At 68.2% G+C, this 12,214-nt stretch carries 13 protein-coding genes; 8 read left to right on the top strand and 5 right to left on the bottom strand.

Annotated elements, in window-relative coordinates; translation table 11 throughout:
- Positions 1–13: 13 nt before the first annotated feature.
- The 3 genes from OG595_RS41780 to OG595_RS41770 form a co-directional block, all read right to left on the bottom strand.
- A complete protein-coding gene (locus tag OG595_RS41780) occupies positions 14–715 on the bottom strand; it encodes an SDR family oxidoreductase (protein ID WP_329281536.1) in 702 nt (233 codons plus the stop codon).
- A gap of 87 nt (positions 716–802) precedes the next feature.
- On the bottom strand, positions 803–1,114 hold the full coding sequence (locus OG595_RS41775) for a hypothetical protein (RefSeq protein WP_329281534.1): 312 nt from the start codon (positions 1,112–1,114) through the stop codon (positions 803–805).
- Positions 1,115–1,507 (bottom strand): hypothetical protein, encoded by a 393-nt coding sequence (locus OG595_RS41770; protein WP_329281532.1) that lies wholly within the window; start codon positions 1,505–1,507, stop codon positions 1,115–1,117. It abuts the gene before it with no gap.
- 131 nt (positions 1,508–1,638) lie between these two features.
- Between OG595_RS41770 and OG595_RS41765 the strand changes: the two genes are divergently transcribed.
- The 6 genes from OG595_RS41765 to OG595_RS41740 all read left to right on the top strand — a co-directional run bounded on the left by OG595_RS41765 (position 1,639) and on the right by OG595_RS41740 (position 8,745).
- Positions 1,639–3,138, top strand: coding sequence for an MFS transporter (locus tag OG595_RS41765; protein ID WP_329281530.1), 1,500 nt, complete (start codon positions 1,639–1,641; stop codon positions 3,136–3,138).
- 304 nt (positions 3,139–3,442) lie between these two features.
- On the top strand, positions 3,443–4,012 hold the full coding sequence (locus OG595_RS41760) for a TetR/AcrR family transcriptional regulator (protein ID WP_329281528.1): 570 nt from the start codon (positions 3,443–3,445) through the stop codon (positions 4,010–4,012).
- A gap of 694 nt (positions 4,013–4,706) precedes the next feature.
- Positions 4,707–5,480: a hypothetical protein gene (locus OG595_RS41755; protein ID WP_329281526.1), complete on the top strand. Its 774-nt coding sequence runs from the start codon at positions 4,707–4,709 to the stop codon at positions 5,478–5,480.
- 642 nt (positions 5,481–6,122) lie between these two features.
- Positions 6,123–7,139 (top strand): ArsR/SmtB family transcription factor, encoded by a 1,017-nt coding sequence (locus tag OG595_RS41750; RefSeq protein ID WP_329281524.1) that lies wholly within the window; start codon positions 6,123–6,125, stop codon positions 7,137–7,139.
- A gap of 152 nt (positions 7,140–7,291) precedes the next feature.
- On the top strand, positions 7,292–8,182 hold the full coding sequence (locus tag OG595_RS41745; protein WP_329283597.1) for a hypothetical protein: 891 nt from the start codon (positions 7,292–7,294) through the stop codon (positions 8,180–8,182).
- Positions 8,183–8,253: 71 nt separating this feature from the next.
- Positions 8,254–8,745, top strand: coding sequence for a hypothetical protein (locus tag OG595_RS41740; RefSeq protein WP_329281522.1), 492 nt, complete (start codon positions 8,254–8,256; stop codon positions 8,743–8,745).
- 411 nt (positions 8,746–9,156) lie between these two features.
- Here OG595_RS41740 and OG595_RS41735 read toward each other — a convergent pair whose 3' ends face one another.
- Positions 9,157–10,083: a hypothetical protein gene (locus OG595_RS41735; protein ID WP_329281520.1), complete on the bottom strand. Its 927-nt coding sequence runs from the start codon at positions 10,081–10,083 to the stop codon at positions 9,157–9,159.
- Between the two features lie 87 nt (positions 10,084–10,170).
- Complete coding sequence (locus tag OG595_RS41730; protein ID WP_329281518.1) at positions 10,171–10,629, bottom strand: hypothetical protein; 459 nt, start codon at positions 10,627–10,629, stop codon at positions 10,171–10,173.
- Positions 10,630–10,789: 160 nt separating this feature from the next.
- Between OG595_RS41730 and OG595_RS41725 the strand changes: the two genes are divergently transcribed.
- Positions 10,790–11,116: a hypothetical protein gene (locus OG595_RS41725; protein ID WP_329281516.1), complete on the top strand. Its 327-nt coding sequence runs from the start codon at positions 10,790–10,792 to the stop codon at positions 11,114–11,116.
- 353 nt (positions 11,117–11,469) lie between these two features.
- Positions 11,470–12,177, top strand: a complete 708-nt coding sequence (locus OG595_RS41720) for an ABC transporter ATP-binding protein (protein WP_329283595.1) — start codon at positions 11,470–11,472, stop codon at positions 12,175–12,177.
- The last annotated feature ends 37 nt before the right edge of the window (positions 12,178–12,214 follow it).

Here is a 12,214-nt window from a genome sequence, read left to right as displayed (position 1 = left end):
GTGTGTACGGGGGTTAGTTCGCCAGCTGGGGGTAAAGCCCCGCCAGGTCGCCGGCCAGGCCCGCCTTGACCTGCCGTGAGATGTCATCGGCGAGCACCTCGTACGCGCCCGTCTCGACGCCGTCGAGGGCGAGGGCGGCGACGTCACGGGGGTCGGACTTGGGCGCCTCGACGCCGGCCGCCAGGTCCGTGTCGACGTAGCCGACGTGCAGTCCGGTGACGGCGATGCCGCGCGGCTGCAACTCCAGGCGCAGGGAGTTGGTCTGCGACCACAGAGCGGCCTTGGAGGCGCTGTAGGAGCCGCCGAGCGCGATCCAGGAGAGCGCGGAGTGCACGTTGAGGAGGTGGCCGCCGCCGTTGCGCTCGATGAGGGGCACGAAGGCGCGGGTGAGAAGCAGCGGACCGTAGAAGTTGGTCTCGAACTCCCGGCGTACGTCGTCGACCGGGGAGTCGAGGAACGAGGCGCCGACCGAGGCACCGGCGTTGTTGATCAGCACGGTCACGTCCTGCGCCTGCGCGGCGGCTGCCGCCACGGAGGCCGGGTCGGTGACCTCCAGCGCGACCGGTACCGCGTCGGGGTGCGTCACCGTACGCGGGTCGCGGGCGGTGGCGTAGACCTTGCCGGCACCGCGCGCGTACAGCTCTTCCACCAGGGCCTTGCCGATGCCTCGGCTGCCGCCGGTGACAAAGACGTTGGCGCCCTTGAGTGCGGTCATGACTGCCTCCACAGAATGAGAAACCGATCGGTTTCCATCACGGTAAACCGATCGGTTCCCAGACGCAAGCCCAACCGGCCCCCGGACTCACCGAGGCGTTCCGCACCCGTGGATCCCCGGAATGACAAGCTCTCCACCCGTCTGACCGGCCTGGTCGATGTCGGCGTCGTCCAAGCCGAGTCGGAGCTTTGGGCCGAGTTTCCCGAGCGTGTCGTAGAGCCACTCCGGGACGGTGTCGGGCGTGAGGCGGAGGACTGGGGGCAGGGGGATGCCTTCGACGCCGGAGAGGGTGCCCGTCAGGCTCTCGACGCACATGGTGATGCGGTCGCCTCGCAGCGTGGACGTCGAGCCGGGCGCTCCGTCGATGTGCTGGATCCGCCCGCCGACGGGTACGGCCATCTACAGGTCGCGGATCGTGGCGGCCGCCGCGGAGAACTTGAGCACCCACTTGGGGGCGGCGGCCGTGTCCACGGTCACCACGCCACCGACGGCGAGGTCGTGCAGTTCGAGGCGGCTTCCCTTCATGGTCCAGGACTCGGCGGCGAACCGACCGGCGCTCTTGTCCTCGGGGACCTTGGGATCGCTGATGTCGCAGATGCGGGAGGCTCCAGTGGTGGGCTCCCGCCGGGGCGACGTCTCGGTGGTCCGGCGGCCTGGCGTCCTGTGGTCTTGGCGGTGCCGCGCAAGGCGTCCGACGCCGATATGAGCGCTCCGCCTGTAGGGCAGCCGGGCCGCGACGCCGATCAGCCAGTCGCCTGGCGGGGCAGCGTCGTCGGCATACGCGGACTTCAACCCTGTCGGGCCAGTCCCGGGCCAGAAGCGACCCGTTCACTTGCGCCTGGGAAACCGATCTGTTTTCCTAGGTGGAAACAGATCGGTTTCCGGCTGCCGGTCGACCCATGACCAGCGACTTAAGGGGAAATGTGAGTACCACCTTCGACCGCGGGGCGCCCGCCTCCGGGAAGACAGACTCGGGCCGCCGCGGCTCCCACGCCGTGCGCTGGTGGGTGCTCGTCGTGCTGGGCGTGGCGCAGCTCATGGTCACGCTCGATGCGACCGTCGTGAACATCGCGTTGCCCGAAGCCCAACATGACCTCGGCTTCAGTGACGGCAGCCGGCAGTGGGTCATCACGGGGTACGCCCTGGCGTTCGGCAGCCTGCTGCTGCTCGGGGGCCGACTGGGCGACCTGTTCGGCCGCCGTACGACCTTCGTGACCGGCCTGATCGGTTTCGCGGCCGCATCCGTCGTCGGCGGCGCGGCCGGCAGCTTCGAAATACTCGTCGCGGCCCGTGTGGCCCAGGGCCTGTTCGCCGCGCTGCTCGCGCCCGCGGCGCTCTCACTGCTCAGCGTGACCTTCACCGACCCGGCCGAACGGCCGAAGGCGTTCGGCATCTTCAGTGCGCTGTCCGGTGCGGGCGCCGCGGTCGGACTCCTGCTCGGCGGCATGCTCACCGAATGGGCGTCGTGGCGCTGGGTGATGTACGTGAACGTCATTTTCGCGGGCGTCGCGCTGGTCGGCGCGTTGCTGTTGCTGGCCAGGCCCGTGGTCACCGAGCGACCCAAGATCGACATTCCCGGCACCGTCGTGGTGAGCGCCGCGCTGTTCGGCATCGTCTACGGGTTCGCGCACGTCGAATCCACGAGTTGGACCGACCCGGTCGCCCTCGGCTCCATGATCAGCGGCGTGGTGCTGCTCGCGGTATTCGCCTGGCTGGAGCTCAGGGTCGCGCATCCGCTGCTGCCGCTGCGAGTCGTGCTGGACCGGACCCGAGGCGGTTCGTTCCTGGCCGTGTTCGTTCTGGGCATGGGGATGTTCTCGATCTTCCTGTTCCTGACCTACTACCTGGAGGCCAGCATCGGCTACTCGCCGATCGAGGCCGGTCTGTCCTTCCTGCCGATGGTCGGCGGCATCGTCGCCTCGTCGACCACCGCGCCTTCGCTGCTGCTGCCCAAGGTCGGCCCGAAGATCGTGGTCAGCGTCAGCTTCCTGGTCTCCGCATCCGGTATGGCCCTGCTGACCCGGCTCACGTTGAACAGCGACTATGTCGCCGACATCATGCCGGGCATGATCCTGCTGGGACTCGGTATCGGTGGGGTGATGACCACCGCGTTCCAGGGTGCGACGGCAGGCGTGCACCACGAGGACGCGGGCGTCGCCTCGGCGCTGATCAACACCAGCCAGCAGGTGGGCGGCTCGATCAGCACGGCGCTGCTGACCACCGTTGCATCGTCGGCCGCGACCGACTACCTGTCCTCGCACAAGCCCGGCGCGCTGACCGTGGCCCAGGCCGGGGTCGAGAGCTACACGGCCACCCTGACGTGGGGCGCCGGGATCTTCGTGGTCGGCGCGGCGCTCACGGCGTTCCTGATGCCGAACACGGCTCTGGCGCCGTCGGAGGGCGAGCCTGTGATCGCCCACTGAGCCCGAAGCCACCATGGTGAGAAATGTCCTGCGCTGATGGGTGCCTCCACGCACCCATCAGCGCAGGACAGGGGCATCTCCGAGACAGTCCCGTACGTTCCCTCCTCAGCAAACCCGTCATCGCCGGTCGAGGGCACGCACGATGGGGGCCGAGCTTCCGAGGCCGGCGAGACACACCGCCCATTCTGGAGACCGCGGCGGCGACGCCGAACCGACTCGGCCATGGGCGGCGCCGTAGCACACTCCGGCCACCATCGTAAACCGATCGGTTTTCAATGGGCCGGAATCGAGTTAACCTCACAATATGACCACCGAAGCAATGTCAAGCTCCCGAGAGCGACTGCTGGAGGCAGCGGCCACGCTCACCTACCGAGACGGCGTCAACATCGGCGTCGACACGCTGTGCAAGGCGGCGGGGGTGTCCAAGCGCTCCATGTACAAGCTGTTCGAGAGCAAAGACGAACTGCTGGCGGCGAGCCTGGAGGAACGCGCCTCCGCCTATATGGCGGCACTCCTTCCCGCGACGGACGACAACCGTCCACCCCGCGATCGGATCCTGCATGTCTTCGAACAGGCGGAGAAGCAGGCGGGCGCACCCGACTTCCAGGGCTGCCGGTACCTCGTCGTACAGATCGAGCTCAAGGACCCGAACCACACCGCGAGCCGGGTGGCCGGTCGGGTCAAGGAGAACTTGACCGGCTTCTTCCGCGCCGAGGCAGAACAGGGCGGGGCGAGCGACGCGGATCTGCTGGCCCGTCAGCTGGTCCTGGTCTTCGACGGCGCCAGCGCCCGTGCTGGAATCAAAGCCGACGCACAGGCCGGGCTCATCACCCCCACCGTGGCCGCCCTGCTCGATGCGGCGGACATGCGCTGACGCATCCCGTGACGAGCAGCCTCGGCGAACCATGCGCTCGGTGAGCCGCAGCCGAGCACCGGCGACCGAGCAACTCCCATGGGTCCACGCCCGTTTAAACTGATCGGTTTCTCGCCCGTGGTGGCAAGCCACGTACCCACACCCCCCAGGAGCACGAATGACTGCCGCGCGCGACACCGAAGGGCAACCCGCTCATCCCCCGCTTCCGGCGAAGCTGGCGGCCCACCCGTCGGTACAGGCCGTGCTCGCCCGACGCAGGGCCGGTGACGTGGGCCCCCCGCCCACGGTGATCGACGCGGAATGGCTGCGCGAACTGTGCCTGGCGGCCGGCGCGGACGACGCCGCCGCGGTCAACCTGGACCACCCCGACCTGGCGGGCTCTCTGGGTGTTGCACGCGGTCATGATCCCCGCCCGCTCGCGGTGGAACAAGGCTTTCGGGCCGGTCCCAACCGGTCCTCACCCGCGTACACCTCATTGTCTGCGACGTCCTTCGGCAGGCTCTGGCACAGGTCCCCGGGAGCCGTCGCGGCGGGGGCACTGACGCAGCATCTGCCACGCCCTGGACGACGCGCTCGGCCTGGTTCTGTCCTGTAGGCGGTCCGGCAGGAGACGGTGAGGGGCGCCCTGGGGCACGTTAGGCTGCGGTTCTTCGGCGGACGGGGGCATCGCATGTGGCGGGGGATACGGGTTGTCGTGCTCGGCGCGGTCCTGGCACTCCTCGTCGGCTGCGGTTCCGAGACCGCAGAGACCGCCGAGACGGATGAGGAGGCGACAGGTGCGGCCACGGCCGCCGCCTGGACGCTCGCCGCTCCGATTCGCATCGACGGCGTCCATACCGCCGACGGCGGCCGGTCCCTGGTGGTCGATGCCAAAGTGCCCGACGGTGCACGCGACTGCGTGCGCGGCCTGCGCGGTGAGCTCGACACCGTCGAGCACGGCACGGTGTACGCGAAGGTCACGTACGAGACCCGTTCCCTGGACCAGGACTCCGGCTGCACCGGCACGCGTCGGGTCAAAGCGACGGTGAAGCTGGGCGAGCCCCTGGGCTCCCGCAGGGTCATGGTGAACAGCATGGACGTGTACACCCCTGTCGGTGCCACGCCACCCGCTCTGCGGCAGTGCGGTGAGAACGGTTGCGACCCCACGCCACCACGTTGCACCTCGTCCTCGTACCAGCAGGCCGTCAACGACACGGACATCCCAAAGCACACGAGCTGGGAGGAACGCGGCTGCGACGACACGTGGCTGGTGCTGGATCTGTCGACCCGGATGGGGCCGGCGTGCGGTGACGCCGGGGACGGATGCTCCTCCTCCGGTGTCTCCCAGCGCTGGTTCTACCGGGCCGAGTCCTCGGGCTGGCGGCCGGTCGCCACGAACAGCGATGCGGGCTGCGCCGGGATCCACAAAATCCTGCCGGAATTGCCCGAGCGCCTCTGTGCGTCGCTGCTGCGGCTCGACCGTGGCTGATTCCCCGAGCCCGCGGCTGCTCGGCCACGGGAGCAGGATCATGTTGCGGACCCAGCCCTGCGACCACGGCTTCCAGATCATGGATCAACCCGCGGGCGAAGCGCTCCAACTCCGCCCGCTCCTCAGCGGACAGCAGCAACGGCACCGACTTGGGGCTCCGCCGAGGAACTGATGCCCCAGGAGCAGAAGTCACACACCAACTGACGATCAACTACTGACCGGCGCAGGACACTGGCGAAGGACCGGCAGCACGAAGCTCGCGCCCGCTCCCCCGCAGGCATGAATCAGGAAAGCCGCATGGGGTGTGCCGGAGAACTCCGGGTTCTCGCGGACCGCCGTCCTCCTGCCGTTCCGGTCCTGGCACTCGACGCCCCGGGCCCGGTAGTGGCTCGCGCCCGGGGCCACTCAGCGGGGGGGGGGCGGCGCGGTTCATCTCGACGGCGCGGTGGCCGGTGAGGTCGTAGCTGCGGACCGTGGCGAGGTGGAGCATCCGCTCGTGGCCTGGGACCCGGGTGCCGATGATGACCTCGCGAGGGCAGCGCGGCCACTTCTCGGAGCAACCGTGGCAGGCGGAGGGTTCGTCTTGACGTCAGACGCTCCGGTCAGGAGGGGCCGCGGCGCACCACGGCTGAGAGAGGTTCCATGCTCCGTATCCACTTCACCGACCAGGACCTCCAGAACATTCGGATCGCCCCGCGACCCGACCCACTCTGGGAACTGGTCTGCAGTGTCTGCCGGTTACAGACGCGCCAGGGGCCGCTCGACTTCGGCCCCTGGCGCCATCGCGCATACACCCAACTTCGCAGCGACCCCGCCCTGCGTGGCGTCGTGTCTCAGTTGCGGACGGTGATCCCCGACGTCGGCTACATCCCGGACTTCCTCACACCGCCGGTCATCGGCGGCAGCCTGGGTGATGGTCTCGATCAGATACTCCGCACGCCCCGCGGCCAGTTGGTCCGTGAGCTGACACGTCTGGCAGAGTCCCGCCCGGGTTCCTCCCGGACCGAGTCGCTGGCGGAACCGGGGGCCGACGGGCTCAAGTCCCTGACGGGCGCACTGCACACTTACCACCGCGCGTTGCTGGGGCCGTACTGGGCCGACATCCGCACCCAGGTCGGCTCCGACGTCGCCCTGCGGGCTCGTTCCCTGCTGGATGGCGGCACGCAGTCGCTGCTGAACGGCCTGCGTCCGCTGGCGCAGTGGAACCCGCCGGTACTGGAAGTGGACTACCCGGTCGACAGAGATCTCCACCTGGGCGGGCGCGGCCTGCTTCTCCTCCCCTCGTACTTCTGCTGGCGTCGGCCGACCGCTCTTGCGGACCCGTCGCTGGCACCTGTGCTGGTCTATCCGGTCAAGAAGACCCTGCTCAGTGATGCTTACGGCACGCGCCAGAAACTGGTGCACCTGCTCGGCCGTACCCGCGCGGCGCTACTGGCCGAAGCGGCCGGCCAAATTTCCCGGACCACTTCGGAACTCGCCGACGCCGTGCGGGTGTCCCTGCCCAGCGTGAGTGCGCAGCTCAGCATCCTGCGTGACACAGGCCTCGTGGTGAGCCGCCGTGAAGGCAAGTACGTCCTGCACTCAGTGACTCCGTTGGGCCTGCAACTCCTCGGCGCGCAGTCTCCGGGTCCGGGTCCGGCCGAGGGAAGCCGGGGCTGACCCCCGAGTCACTTCGGCTGGGGCCGAAAGCATGTGCGGCAGCGGGAGCCGGGAGCACAGACTCAGGGATACCGAACGTCAACCCGTCCGGGAGGGTGTGGGAGATGCCGAGTGAATCGCCGGCCATCACAGCGAGGGGTTGGGCCGTGGCGATGCTGGCCGCCGTCGCCGCGGCCGTCATGGCGACCGGCTGCTCCGGCACTGCGGCGTCGCAGGACGCGAAGACCGTCCCGGCCGGCGCGCTTCGGCCACTGACCGATACCGAACAGCTGCGGATCGCGGATGCCGAGCAGCGGCTCATCAAGCAGTGTATGAACCGGCAGGGTTTCACCTACTGGGAGGCGGAGCGGCCAAGCCTGGAGGAAAGCCGGACGCTCGGCTATGTGGCGGACGACGTCGCCTGGGCCCGCAAGCACGGGTACGGCAGCCGTATCGCGGCCAAGGAGGACCGCGCACGGCTCACCAACCCCAACCTCGTCTACCGCAAGGGCCTTTCGGAGGAGCGGCGGAAGGCGTACGACGATGCTCTTGACGGGGGGATCGACGCGCCGGAGATCATGGCGGAACTCCCGAACGGCGCCACCATCCGCAGACAGATGGGCGGATGCGTGGCCGAGGCCGAGAAACGGCTGTACGGGGATCCGGAGGCGTGGTTCCGGGCCAACAAGATCGCCTCGAATCTTCAGCCGCTCTACGTCCCCCAGGTGATGCGGGACAAACAGTTCGTCGCGGCGCTGAGCGTCTGGTCGACGTGCATGGAACACGCGGGCCACCCCGAGAAGGACCCGGGAGCGGCACGTCAGGCAGCGAAGGAACGGGCGTTGCGCAGCACGTCCGACGAGACGTTCGCGGCCGAGCGGCGGCTCGCCGTCGCCGATGCCACCTGCGCCCGCACCGCATCGCTGGCAGCCATCGGCAAGGAACGCGAGACGCACTACGTGAACGCCTTGCGCGGCCGGTACGGCCAGGCGCTGGACACGAGCCGCCGTATCGAGCACGAGGCATACGTCCGCGCCGCGGACATCGTCGGTCCCCGGACCTGACCCCACAGATTTCCACGCTGGTCCGGCAGAGGATCAGCACGCCTCGAACGAGGCAGACAAGAGGGAGAATCATGCGCAAATTCGGCACATTCGCCGCGGTGATCGGCCTGGCGGCGCTCGGCCTCGCGGTACCGGCCACCTCCGCTCAGGCCTCGACCCAGGTAACCGGTTGCAACGCGAAGTGGCCGGGCAGGGACGGGTACGTCCGGGCCTGGGCCGACCCCGACTGCCAGGGCACACTGCTCGGTGCAACCCAGGGCAACGACTCCAACTGGTCTGACAGCGTGGCCCCGTTCACCAGCGGTGACGAGAACCAGGCCTCGTCCGTCATGAACAGCGGAACGATCGGCGGCAAGGACGTCGTCGCCTTCTACTACCTTCCGGGGCAGAGCGACGTGACCGGGTACACCTGCCTCGCACCGGGTGAGAAGTACGCGGACAACCTGACGGACAACGTATTCCAGAGGCGCGATGGCAGCACCGTCGGGCCAGTGGACGACAACATCATGTCCCACGTGTGGGTCACCGCCTCGGCCTGCGCCTCCAACTCCTGGCTCACCTGACCTGGCATGTCGCTCACGCCCGGGGGCCCCACCGCCCCCGGGCGGAGAACGCTCGGCGGACCACGCCTTGCAGGCCGGCGAGCACCTCCTCCGGCTTCGGCTTCCCCCGTCACCACGCCCCTCACCGGCGAGATAGATCTGGAGGTCAGGCAGCCCCGGGAGCGTCCGTGTCCCTCGTCAGGGCGGTGCAGCCAGCCCTGACCAGCAGGACTACAGCCACGCGGCTAGATCACGGCCGTCATGTCAGAGGATCCGCGCCCGAGGACGACTACGGCTCGTCCAAGGCCCCAACGGGCGCGGGTTATGTCGGCGGACGCCTATGAGGTGGCGGCAGCTGCCTGCTACCCGCCCACCGGCCTGATCACGGGTCACTGCATGATCAGATCACCGGACACCGCGAGTTCAACCTGACTACCCGCTCCAACGCCGTAGGTATTCTTCCCTGCGCGCTCTTTCCTCCAAAGCCCCCCAATACGCCTGCCATTCGGCAAGGCGCTCCACGAGGTCCTCACTGAAGCACGCGAGAGCCCGATCGCCGAAGAGGGCAACGGCAAAGGCCACTTCGTCTGGTTCGTAGCGCTGCGACTCGTCCCGGACCGCCGGGTCGAGGTGTGCGAACTGCACCGAGGCCTGTTTGACCACTTGTTCCCCGCGTTCACTCAGGCGGGGCAGGCGAAGCGCGGTCGGCTGTTCCTCGTTGATGTTGATGAACATCGACAGCGACAGAAGAATGAGAGCGCCGGCTGTCAAAATCGAGCCTTTGCTGAGGTAGATGCCGTCGGGGAACAGATGAGCCACAGGCCAGGTGAGCGCGAGTCCCAGCACACCCGCAATCTTCGCCCACACGGGAACGGGCGGGCGGAAAGGGACGTGCAGCGTCTCGCCCTCGCGCAGCACGCCTTCCGAGACCAGACGTTGCACCACGGGGTGGACAACCCTGTTCGGGTGCAACTCGGCCAGGTCACAGTGCTGGTCCCACACGGCCTTCTCCACCCCTCCCTCAGGAGGCCCCTTCTCCCATTCCCACACCAGGGTCGGCCTTCCACGGTGGTTGTCTGCCGGTCTGACGCTTCCTTTGGCCAACAGCCCGGCGACCACCGCCTCATAGGCACGCCAGGCACTCCAGCGTCCCTCGACAATCAGAACGCCAAGGGCCGCGGGCCCCATCCTCACAACGGCGTCCGGGGCCAGGTCGGCGGGCTCCGGCACTGTGGCCATATGGCGGTCCCAGGCCGCGGAGATCGCCTTCCGGTACACCCGTCCGTCGAGCCACCAGGCGATGCACAGGAGTCCGACGTACACCAGCACACAACCGATCAGCACGACGACCTTTATCAAGAGCCCTCCCCTTGCCCTCCTTCGGAAGGCTCTTACGTCCTTGCAGGGTTGATGAACGTCGGCGGAAACCAGCGTCCTGCCAGGCTGTCAGGGAAGAGTCCGCGAAGGGCCCGCGAAGGGTTCGTTCATCCAGCTCTGGAAAGGCACAGAGTTGCTCGGGACGACTCTGGGGTTGGTCCTGTCGCCGGTGAGCACCGCTTCCATCGTCTCGGTGAAGTCGACGAGCTTGTCCGCGTCGTACCCGGTGATCAACTTCAGGGATGGGGCGGTGGCGCTCACCCAGGACCTGTAGTCGCCGAGGAACTTGCGGAACAGCCCAATACGATCGTCATCGGTCAGATACTTCTGAGGATCTAGATCGCTGCAGCCGTTCCCCTGGTTTCCCGCTGCCTCGACCCAGAAAGCCTGCCAGTCCCGCAGCCACGCGACCTCCCGGTAGACCGGACTGGCCTCGACGTACATCGCGGCGAGCGCCATGAAGGTGTCCTGCTGCGTGTCGTGGGCGTACGCCGCGTTGGCGCGGAAGATGAACATTGAGTAACTCATAGTCCCTCCAGGGGAGTTACTATCCCACGAGCCCCGCCCGGATTGACCGGGGCGATGGCAGGTCCCAGTGTTGTGCGGCTGGTTGGGGAGGGGTACGGCTCTTCCGCGGTGAGGTCGTCGGTCAGGTCCGGAGATCGTCGTTGTGTCTATCGGGCGGGGAATGGAGGCGTTCGCGTTCCCTCTGGGTGTGGAAGGTCCAGTAGGCCGGGAAGTCGCCGTTGCCGATGACGGCTCGGAGGATGAGGACGACTTCGGCTCCGCAGACGCTCCATCGGCTGCCAGTGATGTCGAAGCGGCCGGAGATCAGGTGGCGGGCCGCTCCTTCGACGATGCCGCCACCGATCGGCCGGCCGGAGTCGAGGACCTGGCCGTAGTGGACGAACGCGGCATTGTTCTCCAGGCAGCGGCAGGCCCTGACCGGCGCGGCCCACTGTGCTGGGGACAGGCCCGTGCGGTCGGCCCCGGTGCGAGTGACGGCGACAGCTGAGGGGCGTCACCGGACAACATCCGGGAGGCTTTGGTGCTCCCCCGGTCTTCGGCGCCGGGGTCAGTGGTGGTGTCGCCTCGCCCACCTCGCCGGGGTATATCACAGTCCCTCTGCCGTCGGCACTCACGAGGAGCAGCGGCTTCTTCCCAGCCAGGACGGGGGTGCGCCACCGCCGTGCAGGGGCGGAAGCACTGGGGGGGAGAGAGCGCGGGCCGTCTCCTTCGTCCCGCCGTCAGTCGGCGGGCGGTCCGACTCATGGGAAGGGAAGCGCCGCAGGACACCGTGCTTGGCCGGTCGTGGTGCCGGATGAGAGACTGGCGCGCTGCAAGATCGGCGGAGCATACGGGGGCGCGATGAGCCAGGCGGTGACCGCAGCCATGCTGCAGGTGGCGGATGTGCACAAGTCGTACGGTCGAGGCGTCAGTGCCGTTCGTGCTCTGCGCGGCGTTTCCTTCGAGGTCCGCCGGGGAGAACTCGTCGCTCTCAAAGGACGTTCGGGCTCGGGCAAGACCACCCTGCTCAACATCGTCGGTGGTCTGGACGAGCCGGACAGCGGACGCGTCACCGTCGACGGGCTGGACCTGCGGGACCAGGGTGAGGACGCCCTCCTCGCGCTGCGCCGGGAACGCATCGGCTTCGTCTTCCAGTCGTTCGGGCTCATTCCCATCCTCACGGCCGCAGAAAATGTGGGCATGCCGCTGCGGTTGAGAAGGGCGGACCCGCGCGAGCGACGGGAGCGCGTCGAACTGCTTCTGTCTCTCGTGGGGCTCGCGGACCATGCCGCGCAGCGTCCGAGCGAGTTGTCGGGCGGGCAGCGCCAGCGCGTCGCCATCGCCCGCGCCTTGGCCAACAGCCCTTCGGTCCTCATCGCCGACGAGCCGACCGGCCAGCTGGACGCGGAGACCGGGCACTCCGTGATGGAACTGCTGCGCGCTGTCGTCCGCAGCGAACAGATCACGGCTCTCGTGGCCACCCATGACAGAACACTTCTTGACCTTGCGGATCGTGTGCTTGAGCTGAGGGACGGAGAGATCACCGATTCTCAGGACCACGTGTCCTGAGCGATGCCGGTGGGTCAGATCCACTGCGGGCCCGGCT

The organism is Streptomyces sp. NBC_01451, assembly GCF_036227485.1.
Lineage (GTDB): Bacteria > Actinomycetota > Actinomycetes > Streptomycetales > Streptomycetaceae > Streptomyces.
This window is presented reverse-complemented; position numbering and strand designations above follow the sequence as displayed.

What these genes read in the sequence shown, in the direction of transcription:
- OG595_RS41750 (WP_329281524.1), top strand. Translation starts at nt 6,123, where the DNA reads ATGCTCCGTATCCACTTCACCGACCAGGACCTCCAGAACATTCGGATC.
- OG595_RS41760 (WP_329281528.1), top strand. Translation starts at nt 3,443, where the DNA reads ATGACCACCGAAGCAATGTCAAGCTCCCGAGAGCGACTGCTGGAGGCA.
- OG595_RS41740 (WP_329281522.1), top strand. Translation starts at nt 8,254, where the DNA reads ATGCGCAAATTCGGCACATTCGCCGCGGTGATCGGCCTGGCGGCGCTC.
- OG595_RS41780 (WP_329281536.1), bottom strand. Translation starts at nt 715, where the DNA reads ATGACCGCACTCAAGGGCGCCAACGTCTTTGTCACCGGCGGCAGCCGA.
- OG595_RS41745 (WP_329283597.1), top strand. Translation starts at nt 7,292, where the DNA reads ATGCTGGCCGCCGTCGCCGCGGCCGTCATGGCGACCGGCTGCTCCGGC.
- OG595_RS41775 (WP_329281534.1), bottom strand. Translation starts at nt 1,114, where the DNA reads ATGGCCGTACCCGTCGGCGGGCGGATCCAGCACATCGACGGAGCGCCC.
- OG595_RS41725 (WP_329281516.1), top strand. Translation starts at nt 10,790, where the DNA reads ATGGAGGCGTTCGCGTTCCCTCTGGGTGTGGAAGGTCCAGTAGGCCGG.
- OG595_RS41720 (WP_329283595.1), top strand. Translation starts at nt 11,470, where the DNA reads ATGAGCCAGGCGGTGACCGCAGCCATGCTGCAGGTGGCGGATGTGCAC.
- OG595_RS41730 (WP_329281518.1), bottom strand. Translation starts at nt 10,629, where the DNA reads ATGAGTTACTCAATGTTCATCTTCCGCGCCAACGCGGCGTACGCCCAC.